This window comes from Pseudomonas sp. 910_23, from assembly GCF_052850795.1.
Window position 1 is genome coordinate 75,435 of record NZ_VXCZ01000021.1, and the last position, 17,798, is coordinate 93,232.

18 protein-coding genes are annotated in these 17,798 nt (G+C 59.5%); 9 read left to right on the forward strand and 9 right to left on the reverse strand.

Features of this window, described 5'->3' with window-relative positions; all coding sequences use genetic code 11:
• Window positions 1–197 precede the first annotated feature (197 nt).
• A complete protein-coding gene (gene icd / locus FW800_RS22695; RefSeq protein WP_005789095.1) occupies window positions 198–1,454 on the forward strand; it encodes an NADP-dependent isocitrate dehydrogenase in 1,257 nt (418 codons plus the stop codon).
• A gap of 74 nt (window positions 1,455–1,528) precedes the next feature.
• On the opposite strand, the gene cspD is transcribed toward icd, so the two are convergent.
• Complete coding sequence (gene cspD / locus FW800_RS22700) at window positions 1,529–1,795, reverse strand: cold shock domain-containing protein CspD (RefSeq protein ID WP_446438529.1); 267 nt, start codon at window positions 1,793–1,795, stop codon at window positions 1,529–1,531.
• Window positions 1,796–2,019: 224 nt separating this feature from the next.
• Between cspD and clpS the strand changes: the two genes are divergently transcribed.
• Both clpS and clpA read left to right on the forward strand, forming a co-directional pair.
• A complete protein-coding gene (gene clpS, locus FW800_RS22705) occupies window positions 2,020–2,388 on the forward strand; it encodes an ATP-dependent Clp protease adapter ClpS (RefSeq protein WP_005789091.1) in 369 nt (122 codons plus the stop codon).
• Window positions 2,389–2,417: 29 nt separating this feature from the next.
• Window positions 2,418–4,688 carry an ATP-dependent Clp protease ATP-binding subunit ClpA gene (gene clpA, locus FW800_RS22710; protein WP_032880624.1) on the forward strand — a complete coding sequence of 757 codons (2,271 nt, stop codon included), beginning with the start codon at window positions 2,418–2,420 and terminating at the stop codon, window positions 4,686–4,688.
• A gap of 186 nt (window positions 4,689–4,874) precedes the next feature.
• Here clpA and infA read toward each other — a convergent pair whose 3' ends face one another.
• The 3 genes from infA to aat form a co-directional block, all read right to left on the reverse strand.
• Entirely contained in the window at window positions 4,875–5,093 is a 219-nt protein-coding gene (gene infA, locus FW800_RS22715) for a translation initiation factor IF-1 (protein ID WP_002553999.1), read from the reverse strand.
• A 100-nt stretch (window positions 5,094–5,193) separates the two neighbouring features.
• Complete coding sequence (locus FW800_RS22720; RefSeq protein ID WP_005789087.1) at window positions 5,194–5,901, reverse strand: arginyltransferase; 708 nt, start codon at window positions 5,899–5,901, stop codon at window positions 5,194–5,196.
• A 56-nt stretch (window positions 5,902–5,957) separates the two neighbouring features.
• Window positions 5,958–6,638: a leucyl/phenylalanyl-tRNA--protein transferase gene (aat, locus tag FW800_RS22725; protein WP_005789086.1), complete on the reverse strand. Its 681-nt coding sequence runs from the start codon at window positions 6,636–6,638 to the stop codon at window positions 5,958–5,960.
• A gap of 499 nt (window positions 6,639–7,137) precedes the next feature.
• Between aat and FW800_RS22730 the strand changes: the two genes are divergently transcribed.
• Genes FW800_RS22730 through cysG form a run of 6 tightly spaced genes read left to right on the forward strand, consistent with a single transcriptional unit; the run spans window position 7,138 to window position 14,641 of the window.
• Window positions 7,138–9,546 (forward strand): DNA translocase FtsK, encoded by a 2,409-nt coding sequence (locus FW800_RS22730; RefSeq protein ID WP_005789085.1) that lies wholly within the window; start codon window positions 7,138–7,140, stop codon window positions 9,544–9,546.
• 56 nt (window positions 9,547–9,602) lie between these two features.
• The gene (gene lolA / locus FW800_RS22735) at window positions 9,603–10,226 is read left to right on the forward strand and encodes an outer membrane lipoprotein chaperone LolA (RefSeq protein WP_003174700.1); all 624 of its coding nucleotides are present in this window, start codon (window positions 9,603–9,605) and stop codon (window positions 10,224–10,226) included.
• Window positions 10,227–10,253: 27 nt separating this feature from the next.
• Window positions 10,254–11,579, forward strand: coding sequence for a replication-associated recombination protein A (locus tag FW800_RS22740; RefSeq protein ID WP_217882352.1), 1,326 nt, complete (start codon window positions 10,254–10,256; stop codon window positions 11,577–11,579).
• Window positions 11,576–11,950, forward strand: coding sequence for a fluoride efflux transporter CrcB (gene crcB / locus FW800_RS22745; protein WP_003192080.1), 375 nt, complete (start codon window positions 11,576–11,578; stop codon window positions 11,948–11,950). Before FW800_RS22740 ends, crcB begins: the two co-directional genes overlap by 4 nt.
• A gap of 15 nt (window positions 11,951–11,965) precedes the next feature.
• A complete protein-coding gene (serS, locus tag FW800_RS22750) occupies window positions 11,966–13,246 on the forward strand; it encodes a serine--tRNA ligase (protein ID WP_005789081.1) in 1,281 nt (426 codons plus the stop codon).
• Entirely contained in the window at window positions 13,247–14,641 is a 1,395-nt protein-coding gene (cysG, locus tag FW800_RS22755) for a siroheme synthase CysG (protein WP_446438508.1), read from the forward strand.
• A 114-nt stretch (window positions 14,642–14,755) separates the two neighbouring features.
• Here cysG and FW800_RS22760 read toward each other — a convergent pair whose 3' ends face one another.
• From FW800_RS22760 to tusC, 5 genes are all read right to left on the reverse strand, one after another.
• On the reverse strand, window positions 14,756–15,751 hold the full coding sequence (locus FW800_RS22760; protein ID WP_446438509.1) for a glutathione S-transferase family protein: 996 nt from the start codon (window positions 15,749–15,751) through the stop codon (window positions 14,756–14,758).
• Between the two features lie 88 nt (window positions 15,752–15,839).
• Complete coding sequence (locus FW800_RS22765) at window positions 15,840–16,841, reverse strand: glycosyl transferase family protein (protein ID WP_446438510.1); 1,002 nt, start codon at window positions 16,839–16,841, stop codon at window positions 15,840–15,842.
• Window positions 16,838–17,173 (reverse strand): TusE/DsrC/DsvC family sulfur relay protein, encoded by a 336-nt coding sequence (locus tag FW800_RS22770; RefSeq protein ID WP_005789076.1) that lies wholly within the window; start codon window positions 17,171–17,173, stop codon window positions 16,838–16,840. The genes FW800_RS22765 and FW800_RS22770 overlap by 4 nt, the downstream gene beginning before the upstream one ends.
• On the reverse strand, window positions 17,170–17,448 hold the full coding sequence (tusB, locus tag FW800_RS22775) for a sulfurtransferase complex subunit TusB (protein ID WP_005789074.1): 279 nt from the start codon (window positions 17,446–17,448) through the stop codon (window positions 17,170–17,172). Before tusB ends, FW800_RS22770 begins: the two co-directional genes overlap by 4 nt.
• Window positions 17,448–17,798, reverse strand: a complete 351-nt coding sequence (gene tusC, locus FW800_RS22780; RefSeq protein ID WP_005789073.1) for a sulfurtransferase complex subunit TusC — start codon at window positions 17,796–17,798, stop codon at window positions 17,448–17,450. The genes tusB and tusC overlap by 1 nt, the downstream gene beginning before the upstream one ends.

Sequence of the window (17,798 nt, forward strand, 5' to 3'; positions counted from 1 at the left end):
AAAGGTCGCAGGGGTGGGGTTACGCCGAAAGTTGAATGATGTGCTCAAGATTGGCACTTTTCCCTTTGCTTTCAGGCTTGTAGGCGACAATTTATGCTGTTTTCGATGCAAATGAGCATGGCGCGAGGTTTCGGTCGCCATTTATCTGGAGTAGGCTCGAACGCAGCCAGATGTTCAATCCATAGATGGAGTTCAGCATGGGATACAAGAAGATTCAGGTTCCGGCAGTCGGCGACAAAATCACCGTCAATGCAGACCATTCTCTCAATGTTCCTGACCAACCGATCATCCCCTATATCGAAGGTGACGGTATTGGCGTCGACATCAGTCCGGTGATGATCAAGGTGGTCGACGCAGCTGTTGAAAAGGCTTACGGCGGCAAGCGCAAAATCTCGTGGATGGAGGTGTATGCCGGCGAAAAGGCGACCCAGGTCTACGACCAGGACACCTGGTTGCCCCAGGAAACCCTGGACGCGGTCAAGGATTACGTGGTGTCCATCAAGGGCCCGCTGACCACGCCGGTCGGGGGTGGTATTCGCTCGCTGAACGTGGCTCTGCGTCAGCAGCTCGACCTGTATGTGTGCCTGCGCCCGGTACGCTGGTTTGAAGGCGTGCCTAGCCCGGTCAAGAAGCCAGGCGATGTGGACATGACCATCTTCCGTGAGAACTCCGAGGATATTTACGCGGGTATCGAGTGGAAAGCCGGTTCGCCTGAGGCGATCAAGGTGATCAAGTTCCTCAAGGAGGAAATGGGCGTTACCAAGATCCGTTTCGACCAGGATTGCGGGATTGGCGTCAAGCCGGTGTCGAAAGAGGGTACCAAGCGCCTGGCACGCAAGGCCCTGCAGTATGTAGTCGATAACGACCGCGACTCGCTGACCATCGTGCATAAAGGCAACATCATGAAGTTCACCGAAGGTGCCTTCAAGGAGTGGGCCTACGAAGTGGCGGCTGAAGAATTCGGCGCGACGCTGCTCGACGGCGGCCCGTGGATGCAGTTCAAGAACCCCAAGACCGGCAAGAATGTGGTGGTCAAGGATGCGATTGCCGATGCCATGCTCCAGCAGATCCTGCTGCGTCCGGCTGAGTATGATGTGATTGCCACGCTCAACCTCAATGGCGACTACTTGTCCGATGCCTTGGCGGCGGAGGTTGGTGGTATTGGTATCGCGCCGGGAGCCAACCTGTCGGACACCGTGGCGATGTTCGAAGCCACTCACGGTACTGCGCCCAAGTATGCGGGCAAAGACCAGGTCAACCCGGGTTCACTGATTCTGTCGGCAGAAATGATGCTGCGTCATATGGGCTGGGTCGAGGCGGCTGACTTGATCATCAAGGGCACCAATGGTGCGATTTCTGCCAAGACCGTGACCTATGACTTTGAGCGCCTGATGGATGGCGCTACGTTGGTGTCGTCGTCGGGCTTTGGTGATGCGCTGATCAAGCATATGTAAACAGGCAGAAAAAAACCGGCCGCCTTGATGAATTGGGCGGCCGGTTTGCTTTCAGTGCTTTGTTCAGTGGCTGATCAGGCCTGTTCTTTTTTTGACTTTTGATCGGGCGCTGCAACTTTTTCTGCGGCAGACGGGGCGGTGACTAACTTGATATTCACCGCATTCAAGCCCTTTGGGCCCTGTTTAAGATCAAAGGACACCGGTTGACCCGCCTTCAGCGTTTTGTACCCATCCATATCGATCACGGAGAAATGCGCAAAAAGGTCCTCATCCTTGCCGTCCTCGACAATGAAACCGTAACCCTTGGCATTGTTGAACCACTTGACCTTACCACTTAGCATCGCCATATCCCTCTGCACCAGACTCCATCACTGGAGTATCATCCAGTTTATCCGTCCTAACCCGAATAAATAAGGTTGACTGCGCGGACCTTTTTTACCCACTGTGGGCTCTATTGGTTGTAACACCGATTTGCCGATAGTCAAGGCGACCAGTCGGTCAGAGTTGAAATTCTGACAGCTCGCCCCCACCACTGTAATTGAACCACTGACGAACCTTTCTTTCCATGCATGCAAATAGCCAGATTCGACTAACATTCAATCAGGATCGCCCGGATCAGGAACATGACGACGACGGTTCTGCAGGCATTGCTGTTCAGGAGGCCAAGCCTGCTTTACAGGCACCGCCGATGTACAAGGTGGTTTTGTTCAATGATGACTACACACCGATGGATTTCGTCGTCGAAGTGCTCGAGGTGTTTTTTAACCTGAACCGCGAGTTGGCGACCAAGGTAATGCTGGCCGTTCACACAGAAGGACGGGCAGTATGTGGAGTGTTTACCCGCGACATCGCCGAGACAAAGGCCATGCAGGTCAACCAGTACGCCAGGGAAAGCCAGCATCCGCTACTCTGTGAAATCGAGAAGGACGGTTAACGCCGACCACTTGGGTATGAGGTGAAGCTATGTTAAACCGCGAGCTCGAAGTCACCCTCAATCTTGCCTTCAAGGAGGCTCGTTCGAAGCGTCATGAGTTCATGACCGTCGAGCACCTTTTGCTGGCACTTTTGGATAATGAAGCTGCCGCCACCGTTCTGCGTGCGTGCGGCGCCAACCTCGACAAACTCAAGCATGATCTGCAGGAGTTTATCGACTCCACCACGCCACTGATCCCCGTGCATGACGAGGACCGCGAGACCCAGCCAACCCTGGGCTTCCAGCGGGTATTGCAGCGTGCTGTCTTCCACGTACAGAGCTCCGGTAAGCGTGAGGTCACAGGCGCAAACGTGCTGGTGGCAATTTTCAGCGAACAGGAAAGCCAGGCCGTGTTTCTGCTCAAGCAGCAGAGCGTTGCCCGTATTGATGTCGTCAATTACATCGCCCACGGTATCTCCAAGGTGCCCGGGCACGGCGATCATTCCGAGGGTGAGCAGGATATGCAGGACGACGAGGGCGGTGAGTCTTCTTCTTCAAGCAACCCGCTGGATGCCTATGCCAGCAATCTCAATGAGATGGCGCGACAGGGGCGGATCGATCCGCTGGTCGGGCGTGAGAGCGAGGTCGAGCGTGTAGCGCAGATTCTCGCGCGGCGTCGCAAGAACAACCCGTTGCTGGTGGGTGAGGCGGGCGTGGGTAAAACCGCGATTGCCGAAGGCCTGGCCAAGCGCATTGTCGACAACCAGGTGCCGGACCTGCTGGCCAACAGCGTCGTCTACTCCCTTGACCTGGGCGCATTGCTCGCCGGGACCAAGTACCGTGGCGATTTCGAGAAGCGCTTCAAGGCGCTGCTCGGCGAGCTGAAAAAACGCCCGCAGGCGATCCTGTTCATCGACGAGATCCACACCATCATTGGTGCCGGTGCGGCCTCCGGTGGGGTGATGGATGCCTCCAACCTGCTTAAGCCATTGCTGTCTTCGGGTGATATCCGCTGCATCGGCTCAACCACCTTCCAGGAGTTTCGCGGCATTTTCGAAAAAGACCGTGCCCTGGCGCGTCGCTTCCAGAAAGTCGACGTGTCCGAGCCTTCGGTTGAAGACACCATTGGCATCCTGCGCGGGCTCAAGGGGCGTTTTGAAGCGCACCACGGCATCGAGTACACCGATGAGGCCCTGCGTGCGGCGGCCGAGCTGGCGTCGCGCTACATCAATGACCGGCACATGCCGGACAAGGCCATCGACGTGATCGACGAGGCGGGCGCCTACCAGCGCCTGCAGCCGGTCGAGAAGCGTGTGAAGCGTATCGATGTGCCTCAGGTCGAGGACATCGTGGCGAAGATCGCGCGGATTCCGCCAAAGCACGTCACCAGTTCCGACAAGGAGCTGCTGCGTAACCTGGAGCGCGATCTCAAGCTCACTGTGTTCGGTCAGGATGCGGCGATCGACTCGCTGTCCACTGCGATCAAGTTGTCCCGTGCGGGCCTCAAGTCGCCGGACAAGCCGGTCGGTTCGTTCCTGTTCGCAGGGCCTACCGGTGTCGGCAAGACCGAGGCGGCGCGGCAGTTGGCCAAGGCCATGGGTATCGAGCTGGTCCGTTTCGACATGTCCGAGTACATGGAGCGTCACACCGTGTCGCGCCTGATCGGTGCGCCGCCGGGCTATGTCGGTTTCGATCAGGGCGGCTTGTTGACCGAGGCGATCACCAAGCAGCCGCATTGCGTACTGCTGCTCGATGAAATCGAAAAGGCTCACCCGGAAGTCTTCAACCTGCTGTTGCAGGTCATGGACCACGGGACGCTGACCGATAACAACGGGCGCAAGGCGGACTTCCGTAATGTGATCGTGATCATGACCACGAACGCTGGTGCCGAAACTGCTGCGCGAGCGTCAATCGGCTTCACGCATCAGGATCACTCTTCCGATGCAATGGAAGTGATCAAGAAGAGCTTCACGCCGGAGTTCCGCAACCGTCTGGACACCATTATCCAATTTGGTCGCCTCAGCCATGAGGTTATCAAGAGCGTGGTGGACAAGTTCCTCACCGAGCTTCAGGCGCAGTTGGAAGACAAGCGCGTGCAGCTGGATGTGACGGAAGCGGCTCGCAGTTGGATCGCAGAGGGCGGCTACGATGCGGCAATGGGCGCTCGCCCAATGGCGCGTCTGATCCAGGACAAGATCAAGCGGCCGCTGGCCGAAGAGATCCTGTTCGGAGAACTCTCCGATCATGGCGGCGTGGTGCATATCGACCTGAAGGACGGCGAGCTGACCTTCGAGTTCGAGACCACGGCAGAAATGGCCTGATCGCTGTGCAGCAACACAAAAAGGCGCCGAAAGGCGCCTTTTTGCTGACTTGAAATGCAATTCTCAGAACAATCGAGATCCAATGTGGGAGGGAGCAAGCCCCCTCCCACAGGGATTTGTGTTGTTGGGGCAAATGGCGCACACACAAAAACGCCCGGCATAACCGGGCGTTTTGTATTGACTAGCTTAGCGAGCGCGGTAAGTGATGCGCCCTTTGCTCAAGTCATAGGGCGTCAGCTCGACGCGCACTTTGTCACCGGTAAGAATACGAATGTAGTTCTTGCGCATCTTGCCGGAGATATGCGCGGTTACGACGTGCCCATTTTCCAACTCCACACGAAACATGGTGTTGGGCAGGGTGTCGACGACAGTGCCTTCCATTTCGAAGCTGTCTTCTTTCGACATGCAGTAAAGCCCTCGGTATCCAGTGAATGGCCCGGTGCAACTGCGCCAGGCAAAAGCGGCGTGCATTGTGCCCGAAAAAGAGGGTTCAAGCCAAGGGGTTCTAGTTAAGTGTGACCCATCTTTGATTAATCAGCAGCTCAATGGGCCGATATTGGGTCTTGTAGTTCATCTTTTTGCAGTTCTTGATCCAGTATCCGAGGTACACCGCTTCCAGTTCCAGGCGCAGCGCTTCACCTATTTGCCAGAGGATCGCAAAGCGCCCGAGGCTGCGGCGTTCCTCTTCGGGTTCATAGAAGGTGTACACCGCCGACAGGCCGTTGGGCAGCAGGTCGGTCACCGCCACGGCCAGCAGCCGTCCATCGAGGCGGAACTCGTAGAAGCGCGAGAACGGCAGGTCACGTACCAGGAAGGTGGAAAACTGATCACGGCTGGGCGGGAACATGTCGCCATCGGCATGGCGTTGCTCGATGTAGCGCTGATAAAGGTCGAAATACTCTTCGCTGTACTGCGGCTTGACCGCGTTTACCGTCAGGTCGGCGTTGCGTTTGAGGATGCGTTTCTGATTGCGATCGGGCAAAAATTGCGCGGCAGGGATGCGCGCCGGCACACACGCGTTGCAATTCTGGCAGTGAGGTCGGTACAGATGATCGCCGCTGCGCCGAAACCCCATCTCCGAGAGGTCGGCGTACACGTGCACGTCCATCGGCTGGCTGGGATCGAGGAACAGCGTGGTGGCCTGCTCATCGGGCAGATAGCTGCAAGAGTGGGCTTGAGTGGCATAGAACTTCAAGCGCGCCAGCTCGGTCATGATCAACCCTCGGGATAAGCTTTGGAATAAGTGTAAGCCAGGTAGGCGAAAGTCGCCTACGAAACCCACGGCCCAGAGCTGGGTTGGTCCAAATGCTTGCGCAGCAAGTCAGCGAAGTCGCTGCGCGGTATGGCACGGGCGCCCAGGCTGTGCAGGTGGTCATTGGGCATCTGGCAGTCGATCAGCACGAAGCCCCACGCCTGCAATTGACGGGTCAATGTGGCGAAACCGAATTTCGAGGCGTTGTCGGCGCGGCTGAACATGGATTCGCCAAAAAACAGCTGGCCCATCGCCAGGCCATACAGGCCACCTACCAGTTCGCCCTGGTCCCATACTTCCACGGAGTGGGCGTAGCCGCGCTTGTGCAGCGCCAGGTAGGCGTTCTGGATGCCCTCGGTGATCCAGGTGCCGTCCGCGTAGGCGCGCGGTGCAGCACAGGCCTGGATGACAGCGGCGAAATCCTGGTCGAACGTTACGGTATAACGCTGTTGGCGCAGCAGTTTGCCGAGGCTGCGGGACACATGCAGTTCGTCGGGGAAGATCACCGTGCGTGGGTCGGGTGACCACCAGAGGATAGGCTGGCCTTCGGAGAACCACGGAAAGCAGCCATGGCGATAGGCCTGGATCAGGCGTTCGGCCGACAGGTCGCCACCGGCGGCGAGCAGGCCATTGGGTTCGCGCATGGCCTTGGCCAGGGGCGGGAAAGTCAGGTTGTCGCGTTGTAACCAGGTCAGCATGGCATCCAGGCTTACGGAAGGGGAGGGGAGTGGCAGACAAGGCATCTGCCGCATAAGCGTTGATTATTGTCGACCCGGCGCCAAGGGGCCAGCCCGATTAACCCGTGAGGCCGGATTAGCATGAGCGGGTGTTTCTGCAACTCTGCGCATAAGGCGCGGTCGTAATCGGGGCTGGCACATGCCAGCCATTTGCCAAGTTTGCCTGGATTGCCAGATACAGCTCATAAGCCTTTGTCAGCAAAGGCAATGCATGCTCAAATTGAACAGGCTTTGACACTTCGATTGCCAAGGCTGCCAGGTGGAGGGCAAGTGTGTGGCATCGCGCACGCAAACCCGTACAATGCGCCCATTGTGGCGTTATCGCCATTTCACCTATCCGTGACCTGGTGTTAAAAGTAGATTCAGCAACATACGTTCATTTTTCAGCTGCTCGGGATAGGGCAGTCATGTGTAGTCATTCAACAGATGGACGCGCTAAAGGCGCAGGAAAAGACCCGTTTTGAAGAAATCCGCCGCAGCACCTAAAGCAGCAGTCGTACCGGCCTGGCGCCAGCACCTGCATTACCGACTCAAGGAAGGCGCACTGATTGCCATCGGTGCCCTGTGCCTGTTCCTGATGATGGCCTTGCTCACCTATGGCAAGGACGATCCAGGCTGGAGCCATAACAGCAAGATCGACGACGTGCAGAATTTCGGTGGGCCGGTAGGGTCCTACAGCGCCGATATCCTGTTCATGATCCTGGGTTATTTCGCGTACATTTTCCCGCTGCTGCTGGCGATCAAGACCTGGCAGATCTTCCGCCAGCGTCACGAGCCGTGGCAGTGGAGCGGCTGGCTGTTCTCCTGGCGCCTGATCGGCCTGGTGTTCCTGGTGCTGTCCGGCGCGGCGCTGGCGCATATTCACTTCCATGCACCCACCGGCCTGCCGGCGGGTGCGGGCGGGGCGCTGGGCGAAAGCCTCGGTGACCTGGCGCGCCGCACGCTGAATATCCAGGGCAGCACCTTGATGTTCATCGCGCTGTTCCTGTTCGGCCTCACGGTCTTTACCGACCTGTCATGGTTCAAGGTGATGGACGTGACCGGCAAGATCACCCTTGATCTGTTCGAATTGTTCCAAGGCGCCGCCAACCGCTGGTGGGCTGCCCGTGTGGAGCGCAAGCAGATGGTTGCGCAGCTTCGCGAGGTGGACACTCGTGTCAACGAGGTGGTGGCCCCAAGCACCCCGGACCGGCGCGAGCAGGCCAAGGTCAAGGAGCGCTTGATCGAGCGTGAGCAAGCCCTGAGCAAGCACATGTCGGACCGCGAGAAGCAGGTGCCGCCGGTGATCGCGCCGGCACCGCCCAAGGCGCCGGAACCCAGCCATCGTGTGCAGAAAGAGAAACAGGCTCCGTTGTTCATCGACAGCGCCGTGGAAGGCACCTTGCCGCCGATCTCGATTCTTGACCCGGCAGAAAAGAAACAGCTCAATTATTCCCCCGAATCCCTGGCGGCCGTCGGCCATCTGCTGGAAATCAAGCTCAAGGAGTTCGGCGTCGAAGTGTCGGTGGATTCGATCCATCCCGGCCCGGTGATTACCCGTTACGAAATCCAGCCGGCCGCCGGTGTCAAAGTCAGCCGCATTTCCAACCTGGCCAAAGACTTGGCCCGTTCCCTGGCCGTGACCAGCGTGCGCGTGGTGGAAGTGATCCCGGGCAAGACCACCGTGGGTATCGAGATTCCCAACGAAGACCGCCAGATCGTGCGTTTCTCCGAAGTGCTGTCGACCCCCGAGTACGACAATTTCAAATCGCCGGTCACCCTGGCCCTCGGCCATGACATCGGCGGCAAGCCGGTGATCACCGACCTGGCGAAAATGCCTCACCTGCTGGTAGCCGGTACCACCGGTTCCGGTAAGTCGGTGGGTGTGAACGCAATGATCCTGTCGATCCTGTTCAAGTCCGGGCCGGATGACGCCAAGCTGATCATGATCGACCCGAAGATGTTGGAACTGTCGATCTACGAAGGCATTCCGCACCTGTTGTGCCCGGTGGTTACCGACATGAAGGACGCCGCCAACGCCCTGCGTTGGAGCGTTGCCGAGATGGAGCGCCGCTACAAGCTGATGGCCAAGATGGGCGTACGTAACCTGTCGGGCTTCAACGCCAAGGTCAAGGAAGCCCAGGACGCCGGCGAACCGCTGACCGACCCGCTGTACAAACGCGAAAACATTCATGACGAGGCCCCGCTGCTGACCAAGCTGCCGACCATCGTGGTGGTGGTCGACGAATTCGCCGACATGATGATGATCGTCGGCAAGAAGGTCGAAGAACTGATCGCGCGTATTGCCCAGAAGGCACGTGCCGCCGGGATTCACCTGATCCTCGCGACTCAGCGCCCGTCGGTGGATGTGATCACCGGCCTGATCAAGGCCAACATCCCGACACGCATGGCGTTCCAGGTATCGAGCAAGATCGACTCACGGACCATCATCGACCAGGGTGGCGCCGAGCAACTGCTGGGCCACGGTGACATGCTCTACATGCCGCCGGGCACCAGCCTGCCGATTCGCGTTCACGGTGCCTTTGTGTCCGATGACGAAGTACACCGCGTGGTCGAAGCCTGGAAACTGCGCGGCGCCCCGGAATACAACGATGACATCCTCGCAGGCGTCGAAGAGGCCGGCAGCGGTTTTGACGGTGGCAGCGGCGGTGGCGACGATGATGCCGAAACCGACGCGCTGTACGATGAGGCCGTGGCCTTCGTGCTGGAAAGCCGTCGCGCCTCTATCTCCGCAGTGCAACGCAAGTTGAAAATCGGCTACAACCGCGCTGCCCGCATGATCGAAGCCATGGAACACGCCGGCGTTGTCACTGCAATGAACACCAACGGCTCGCGTGAAATCATCGCCCCCGGGCAGATGCGCGACTGACCCCGGTGCCGCGTGGTAATACGCGGCACCGCCCTGACTACTCAATGAGGACTCCCATGCGCTTTATCCGCATGCTGTTGTTGCCGGCACTGGCCCTGACCGCTGTTTCGGCTCACGCTGACCCGGCTTCCGTCGCCAGCCTGAAGAACCTGTTGGACAAATCCCAGACCCTGACCGCGCGCTTCTCCCAACTGACCCTGGATGCCGGTGGCACCCAGTTGCAGGAAACCGCCGGTGAGATGGCCGTGCAGCGCCCTGGGTTGTTCTACTGGCATACCGAAGGCAAGGCTGAGCAGACCATCGTTTCCGATGGCCAGAAGGTCACCCTGTGGGACCCGGACCTGGAACAGGCGACCATCAAGAAGCTCGATCCACGCCTGAACCAGACACCCGCACTGCTGCTGTCGGGTGACGTGTCGAAAATCAACGACAGCTTCGACATCACTTCCAAACAGACCAGCAACGTGATCGAGTTCACCCTCAAGCCAAAATCCAAGGACACGCTGTTTGACACGCTGTCCCTGTCGTTCGGCAACGGTGTGATCAATAACATGCGCCTGGTCGACAGCGTTGGCCAGCGCACCGATATCCTGTTTTCCGGGGTCAAGGCCAACCAGCCGGTGCCCGCGTCCAAGTTCAAGTTCGACATCCCCAAGGGTGCCGACGTGATCCAGGAATAACCTGCCGAGAGGTTTCAAGCGCTGCCCATGGATCTGTTTCGAAGTGACCCGATTGCCCAGCCCCTGGCCGCACGCTTGCGTTCGACCAACCTGGATGAGTACGTCGGTCAGGAACACCTGCTCGCTCGCGGCAAGCCCTTGCGCGAAGCGCTGGAGCAGGGCGCGCTGCACTCGATGATTTTCTGGGGCCCGCCGGGCGTGGGCAAGACCACCCTGGCGCGGCTGCTGGCGAAAGTCTCGGATGCCCACTTTGAAACGGTCTCGGCGGTGCTTGCCGGGGTCAAGGAAATCCGCCAGGCGGTGGAAGTCGCCAAGCAGCAGGCCGGGCAGTACGGCAAGCGCACCATCCTGTTTGTCGACGAAGTGCATCGCTTCAACAAGTCACAGCAGGATGCGTTCCTGCCGTATGTTGAAGACGGCACCTTGATCTTTATCGGCGCCACCACTGAAAACCCTTCGTTTGAGCTCAACAACGCCTTGTTGTCGCGAGCGCGTGTCTACGTGCTCAAAAGCCTGGACGAGGCGGCGATGCAGAAACTGCTGCAGCGGGCCTTGAATGAAGACAAGGGCCTGGGCAAGCGCCATCTGAGCGTCAGTGAAGAAGGCTTCAAGATCCTGCTCACCGCCGCAGATGGCGATGGCAGGCGTTTTCTCAACCTGCTGGAAAACGCTTCGGACCTGGCTGAAGACGGCGGCGAAATTGGCGTCGATCTGCTGCAAAGCCTGCTGGGTGATACGCGCCGGCGCTTCGACAAGGGCGGTGAAGCTTTCTACGACCAGATTTCCGCGCTGCACAAGTCCGTGCGCGGCTCCAACCCGGACGGTGCGCTGTACTGGTTCGCACGCATGATCGACGGCGGTTGCGATCCGTTGTACCTGGCCCGTCGCGTGGTGCGCATGGCCAGCGAAGACATCGGCAATGCCGACCCGCGAGCCCTGAGCCTGTGCCTGGCCGCCTGGGAGGTGCAGGAGCGCCTCGGCAGCCCGGAAGGCGAGTTGGCGGTGGCCCAGGCCATCACCTACCTGGCCTGCGCACCGAAAAGCAACGCGGTGTACATGGGCTTCAAGTCGGCGCTGCGAGCGGCGGCTGAACATGGTTCGCTGGAAGTGCCGATGCACTTGCGCAACGCGCCGACCAAACTGATGAAACAACTGGGCTACGGCGATGAATACCGTTATGCCCATGATGAGCCGGATGCCTACGCGGCCGGCGAAGACTACTTCCCTGATGAGCTGGAGCCGCAGCCGTTCTATCAGCCAGTGCCCCGTGGCCTGGAGTTGAAGATTGGTGAAAAGCTCAATCACCTTGCTACCCTCGACCGTTTAAGCCCCCGCCAGCGGAGAAAATCATGATTCCCTTGGTCGTCGCTGTCTCGGCTGGTGGCATCGCCGGTACACTGCTGCGCTTTGCCACCGGCAATTGGATCAACGCCAATTGGCCGAAACACTTCTATACGGCGACGCTCGCCGTTAATATCGTGGGCTGCCTGCTGATCGGCGTGTTATACGGCCTGTTTTTGTTACGCCCGGAAGTGCCTGTTGAGGTGCGTGCCGGATTGATGGTTGGCTTTCTCGGCGGCCTGACGACCTTTTCATCCTTTTCACTGGATACCGTGCGCCTGCTGGAAAGCGGGCAAGTGCCGCTGGCGATTGGCTATGCGGCCATCAGCGTATTCGGCGGGCTGCTCGCCACCTGGGCCGGCCTGTCCTTGACCAAACTTTGATAACGAGAGACCGACATGCTCGATTCCAAACTGTTACGTAGCAACCTTCAGGACGTAGCGGACCGCCTGGCATCCCGTGGCTTTGCCTTGGATGTTGCGCGCATCGAAGCGCTGGAAGAACAGCGCAAGACCGTCCAGACCCGCACCGAAGCACTGCAGGCTGAGCGTAATGCGCGTTCCAAGTCCATTGGCCAGGCCAAACAGCGCGGCGAAGACATCGCACCGCTGATGGCGGATGTCGAGCGTATGGGCACTGAGCTGTCCAACGGCAAAACCGAGCTGGAAGGCATCCAGACCGAGCTGGACTCGATCCTGCTGGGCATTCCGAACCTGCCCCACGAATCCGTGCCGGTAGGCGAAGACGAAGACGGCAACGTTGAAGTACGCCGCTGGGGTACGCCCAAAGCCTTCGATTTCGAGATCAAGGACCATGTGGCCCTGGGCGAATTGACCGGTGGCCTGGATTTCGAGACCGCGGCAAAAATGTCCGGTGCCCGTTTCGCTTTGCTGCGTGGCCCGATCGCCCGTATGCACCGTGCGCTGGCGCAGTTCATGATCAACCTGCACACCGGTGAGCATGGCTACGAAGAAGCCTACACCCCGTACCTGGTCCAAGCGCCGGCGCTGATGGGTACCAGCCAGTTGCCGAAATTCGAAGAAGACCTGTTCAAGATCACTCGCGACGGCGAAGCCGATCTGTACCTGATCCCGACCGCCGAGGTGTCGCTGACCAATATCGTCGCCGGCGAAATCCTCGATGCCAAGCAACTGCCGTTGAAGCTGGTTGCCCACAGCCCGTGCTTTCGCAGTGAAGCCGGCGCATCGGGTCGCGATACGCGCGGCATGATCCGCCAACACCAGTTCGACAAGGTCGAGATGGTGCAGGTGGTCGAGCCGTCGACTTCCATGGAAGCCCTGGAAGGCCTGACCGCCAATGCCGAACGCGTTCTGCAACTGTTGGAGCTGCCGTACCGCGTACTGGCGCTGTGCACCGGCGACATGGGCTTCAGCGCTGTGAAGACCTACGATTTGGAAGTGTGGGTACCGAGCCAAGACAAGTACCGCGAAATTTCGTCGTGCTCCAACTGCGGTGATTTCCAGGCCCGTCGTATGCAGGCGCGTTTCCGCAACCCGGAAACCGGCAAGCCGGAGTTGGTGCACACCCTTAACGGTTCTGGCCTGGCCGTAGGCCGTACCTTGGTGGCCGTGCTGGAAAACTACCAGCAGGCTGACGGTTCGATCCGTGTACCTGAGGTGCTCAAGCCGTACATGGGCGGCGTTGAGGTCATCGCCTAAATGGAATTTCTGCCGCTGTTTCATAACCTGCGCGGCAGTCGAGTGTTGGTCGTCGGTGGCGGGGAGATTGCCTTGCGCAAATCCCGGCTGCTGGCCGACGCCGGTGCGTTGCTGCGGGTGGTTGCTCCCCAGATCGAAGACCAGTTGTGTGAACTGGTACTGGGCAGTGGCGGGGAACTGATTTTGCGCGGTTATCAGGAGGCTGACCTGGAGGGTTGCACCCTGATCATCGCGGCAACGGACGACGAGCCGCTGAACGCGCAAGTGTCCAGTGAGGCCAAGCGCCGTTGCGTGCCGGTCAACGTTGTAGACGCGCCGGCCCTGTGCAGCGTGATCTTCCCGGCGATTGTCGACCGTTCGCCGTTGGTGATTGCGGTGTCCAGCGGCGGCGACGCGCCAGTGCTGGCGCGCTTGATCCGCGCCAAGCTGGAAACCTGGATTCCGTCCACCTACGGCCAATTAGCCGGTTTGGCCGCGCGTTTTCGCGCCCAGGTCAAAGGTTTGTACCCGGATGTGCAGCAGCGCCGGGCGTTCTGGGAAGAGGTGTTCCAGGGGCCGATTGCCGACCGTCAACTGGCCGGGCAGGGCGATGAAGCTGAGCGCCTGTTGATCGAAAAGGTCAATGGCGCGCCGCCTTATGCACCCGGCGAGGTGTACCTGGTGGGTGCAGGCCCGGGTGACCCGGACTTGCTCACCTTTCGTGCCTTGCGCCTGATGCAGCAGGCCGACGTGGTGCTGTACGACCGTCTGGTGGCGCCGGCGATCCTGGAACTGTGCCGTCGTGATGCCGAGCGGGTTTACGTCGGCAAGCGGCGTGCCGACCACGCTGTGCCCCAGGATAAGATCAACCAGCAACTGGTCGACCTGGCCAAGCAAGGCAAGCGCGTGCTGCGCCTCAAGGGCGGCGATCCGTTCATTTTTGGGCGCGGTGGCGAAGAAATCGAGGAGTTGGCGGCCCATGGCATCCCGTTCCAGGTGGTGCCAGGGATCACGGCGGCCAGTGGTTGTGCCGCGTATGCCGGGATTCCGCTGACGCACCGTGACTATGCGCAATCGGTGCGCTTCATCACCGGGCACCTGAAGAACAATACGTCGGATCTGCCCTGGCAGGACCTTGTCGGGCCGTCGCAGACCCTGGTGTTCTACATGGGCTTGATTGGCTTGCCGATCATTTGTGAGCAGTTGATCAAGCACGGGCGCTCGGCGGACACACCGGCGGCTTTGATCCAGCAGGGCACCACTTCCAACCAGCGTGTGTTTACCGGCACCCTGGCGGACCTGCCGCGCATGGTGGCGGAGCATGAAGTACATGCGCCGACGCTGGTGATCGTGGGTGAGGTGGTGGTGTTGCGCGAGAAGCTCAAATGGTTCGAAAGGGCTCAGTCTCAGGTCTGAGCCTTAAAAGCATCGGGAGCAAGCCCCCTCCCACATTTTGGTTTGTGAACACAGTCAAAATGTGGGAGGGGGCTTGCTCCCGATGAGGCCATCAAATACAACCGATAATCCAGATCAGCTAAAGACACCTTTACCTGAAAGTCGCGCCCGATCATGGCTGTTGTCAAACTCTTGCAACGGCCCCTTCGGCACAATCCCCGTCGGGTTGATCGTGCGATGGCTGGCATAGTAATGCCCCTTGATATGGGCAAAGTCCACCGTCTCGGCCACGCCCGGCCACTGATACATCTCCCTTAGCCAATTCGACAAATTCGCATAATCGGCAATCCGCCGCAGGTTGCACTTGAAGTGGCTGTAATACACCGCGTCAAAGCGAATCAACGTAGTGAACAGCCGCACATCCGCCTCGGTCAGGTACTCACCGGCCAGATAACGATGCTGGCCCAGGTGTTGTTCCAAATGATCCAGCTCGGCAAACACATCATCAAACGCACGTTCATACGCCTGCTGTGACGTGGCAAAACCTGCGCGGTATACGCCGTTGTTCACGGCCGGGTAGATACGTTCGTTCAGGGCGTCGATGGTCGGGCGAAGGGTGTCGGGATAAAAATCCAGGGTATTGCCGGTCAGCCCGTTGAACGCGTTGTTGAACATGCGGATGATTTCTGCCGATTCATTGCTGACGATGCGCTTGAGTTTTTTGTCCCACAGCACCGGCACGGTGACGCGCCCGGTGTAGTCGGCCGTATCGGCGGTGTAGCGCTGGTGCATGAAGGCCAGATCGTCCAGTTTGTCACCGCTGGAGCCGTGGGCCTTGTCGAAGGTCCAGCCGTTTTCCAGCATCAACCAGCTGACCACTGACACGTCGATCAGGCTTTCCAGGCCTTTGAGCTTGCGCAGGATCAAGGTGCGGTGCGCCCAGGGGCAGGCCAGGGATACATAGAGGTGATAGCGGCCAGCCTCAGCCTTGAAGCCACCTTCGCCACTCGGGCCGGGCGCGCCATCGGCGGTCACCCAGTTGCGGCGTTGTGCCTGCTCCCGTTGGAAAGCGCCATCTGCGCTACTTTCATACCACTGGTCTTTCCACTGTCCTTCAATCAGCAAACCCATGACTGGCTCCTTGGCTGTTAAACGTTGGAGTCCAGTCTAAAGGGATGAGTTCGAACTAAAAGCGCAAAGACCGGGGGTGAATGATCGACTAAATCGATTTATCCCGTGCATCCCAGTATTGCTGGGCCAGTTCGAAGGCCTGTTGCCGCGCGTGGCCGAGACCGCGCAACGCCAGGGCCATGGTGGCGATCAGCGCCAGTTGCGGGTAGCTGTCCTCGACTTCGCCACGCCACAACGCTTTCAACTGTTCAGGCTCAAGCGTCGCCGGTTTGACGTGACGCTGGGCGGAGAGCGCGGGCCACTCTTCGTCCCAACTCTGGCCGCCGGTGGTGCCATACAGGTGACTGAGGGTGTCGGGGTTGATTTCGATCTCGCCGCCGTCGCCCTTGACCACGATCACATTGTCCCCGAGCAGGCCGCTGGCATCGCGGTGTACGCCCTGGTAGCCCGGGTGGAAAATGCTTTGCAGGCCGCAGCGCGCATTCAGCGGGTTAAGCAGCCGCGCCAGGGAATGAATGGGCGAGCGCAGGCCGAGGGTGTTGCGCAGGTCGATCATGCGTTGCAATTGCGGCGCCCAGTCGCCCAGCGGGATAAAGGCCAGGTTGCCCTGCTCGAAGGCGCTTCCCACCTGCTGCCAATTGCGGCACAGCGGGATCTGCAGCGTCTGCAGCAGTTGCTCGGTGTACAGCCGGCCCGCCGTGTGGGCACCGCCGCCGTGCATCAGAATGCGCACACCGTTTTGCGCCAGGCATTTGGCCGCCAGCAGAAACCACGGCAGATGGCGCTTTTTGCCGGCGTAGGTCGGCCAGTCGATATCCACGTTCAACGCCGGTGCATCCAGGCGTTCACGTACCGCTTCGGTGAAACCGGCCAGTTCTTCCGGGCTCTCTTCCTTGTGACGCAGCAGCATCAAAAAGGCGCCGAGCTGGGTGTCCTCGACCTTTTCGTCGAGCAACATGCCCATGGCTTGCCGCGCTTCTTCGCGGGTGAGGTTGCGCGCGCCGCGCTTGCCTTTGCCGAGGATGCGCACGAACTGGGCAAAAGGGTGCTCTTCGGGCGTGTTGAGGGTCAAGGGGGCGAAGTCGGTCATAAGCAATTCGTCGGCCTGGGCAGGCCCGCCAGCTTGGCGGCGAGTTTGGCGGGAGTGCCGTTGAACAGTTTGTTTAGACGCAGGCTGTTGCCCTTTTCCGGGCCCAGTTTCAAGGCGGTGTACTTGATCAGCGGGCGTGTGGCAGGGGACAGCTGGAATTCGGTATAGAACTGGCGCAGCAGCTTGAGGATTTCCCAGTGATCCGCAGTCAGCTCCAGGGCTTCGGCAGCGGCCAGGGCGTGCGCCACCTCATCGGACCAGTCATTGAGGTCGACGAGGTAACCGTCCTTGTCCAGTTCGAGGCTGCGTGTGCCGACGGTCAGGGTGTTCATAGCCAGGTGTTGACCTTGTCGTAGTCGATCGACAGTTGCACGAAACCTGGATAATCCACGCTGTCAGCCCAGTCGGGAAGCGGCAGGTTGCGCGCCTGCATGTCTTCGGCCAGTACAAAGACCTTCACGCCTTTGCTTTGCAGGGCGGGCGTGTGCAGCGCGTAGGCACCGTCGCCACACAGCAGGATTGCGTCCTGAGCGCCGCAGATGCGCAGGCAGCTGTCGAGGCGGCTGTCGGTAAAGGGAGAGTGAGACACCACATGTAGAGTCGACATCAGAGGGTAATCACCTGGTCGTAACGATCAATCAGCTCGCAAATGGCTTGGCTGTGCAGCGTCTGCGCATTGGCGGGCGGCAGCAACCCGCGTGCGGACAGGCTGTGGCCGCAGGCGAACACGTCATCAATGCCGAACAGGCCCAATGCCTGCAGGTTGGCGCTCAGGTCTTTTTGTTGCACGGCCTTGGCGGCCTGATGCGGCGCCAGCTGGAACACACCGTCATCCAGAAACAGCAGACCAATGGGCAGATCAAACGCGCCACCAGCCAGCACGATATCCAGTGCTTCCCGCGCACTTGGCCCGGACCACGGCGGCTGTCGGCTGATCACCAATAAGGATTTGGACAT

Coding starts and splice junctions, on each gene's coding strand:
- aat (WP_005789086.1), bottom strand. CDS start 6,638: ATGCTGACCTGGTTACAACGCGACAACCTGACTTTCCCGCCCCTGGCC.
- clpA (WP_032880624.1), top strand. CDS start 2,418: ATGTTAAACCGCGAGCTCGAAGTCACCCTCAATCTTGCCTTCAAGGAG.
- crcB (WP_003192080.1), top strand. CDS start 11,576: ATGATTCCCTTGGTCGTCGCTGTCTCGGCTGGTGGCATCGCCGGTACA.
- tusC (WP_005789073.1), bottom strand. CDS start 17,798: ATGTCCAAATCCTTATTGGTGATCAGCCGACAGCCGCCGTGGTCCGGG.
- FW800_RS22770 (WP_005789076.1), bottom strand. CDS start 17,173: ATGAACACCCTGACCGTCGGCACACGCAGCCTCGAACTGGACAAGGAC.
- FW800_RS22765 (WP_446438510.1), bottom strand. CDS start 16,841: ATGACCGACTTCGCCCCCTTGACCCTCAACACGCCCGAAGAGCACCCT.
- clpS (WP_005789091.1), top strand. CDS start 2,020: ATGCATGCAAATAGCCAGATTCGACTAACATTCAATCAGGATCGCCCG.
- FW800_RS22760 (WP_446438509.1), bottom strand. CDS start 15,751: ATGGGTTTGCTGATTGAAGGACAGTGGAAAGACCAGTGGTATGAAAGT.
- serS (WP_005789081.1), top strand. CDS start 11,966: ATGCTCGATTCCAAACTGTTACGTAGCAACCTTCAGGACGTAGCGGAC.
- icd (WP_005789095.1), top strand. CDS start 198: ATGGGATACAAGAAGATTCAGGTTCCGGCAGTCGGCGACAAAATCACC.
- FW800_RS22740 (WP_217882352.1), top strand. CDS start 10,254: ATGGATCTGTTTCGAAGTGACCCGATTGCCCAGCCCCTGGCCGCACGC.
- FW800_RS22720 (WP_005789087.1), bottom strand. CDS start 5,901: ATGACCGAGCTGGCGCGCTTGAAGTTCTATGCCACTCAAGCCCACTCT.
- cspD (WP_446438529.1), bottom strand. CDS start 1,795: ATGCTAAGTGGTAAGGTCAAGTGGTTCAACAATGCCAAGGGTTACGGT.
- lolA (WP_003174700.1), top strand. CDS start 9,603: ATGCGCTTTATCCGCATGCTGTTGTTGCCGGCACTGGCCCTGACCGCT.
- tusB (WP_005789074.1), bottom strand. CDS start 17,448: ATGTCGACTCTACATGTGGTGTCTCACTCTCCCTTTACCGACAGCCGC.
- cysG (WP_446438508.1), top strand. CDS start 13,247: ATGGAATTTCTGCCGCTGTTTCATAACCTGCGCGGCAGTCGAGTGTTG.
- infA (WP_002553999.1), bottom strand. CDS start 5,093: ATGTCGAAAGAAGACAGCTTCGAAATGGAAGGCACTGTCGTCGACACC.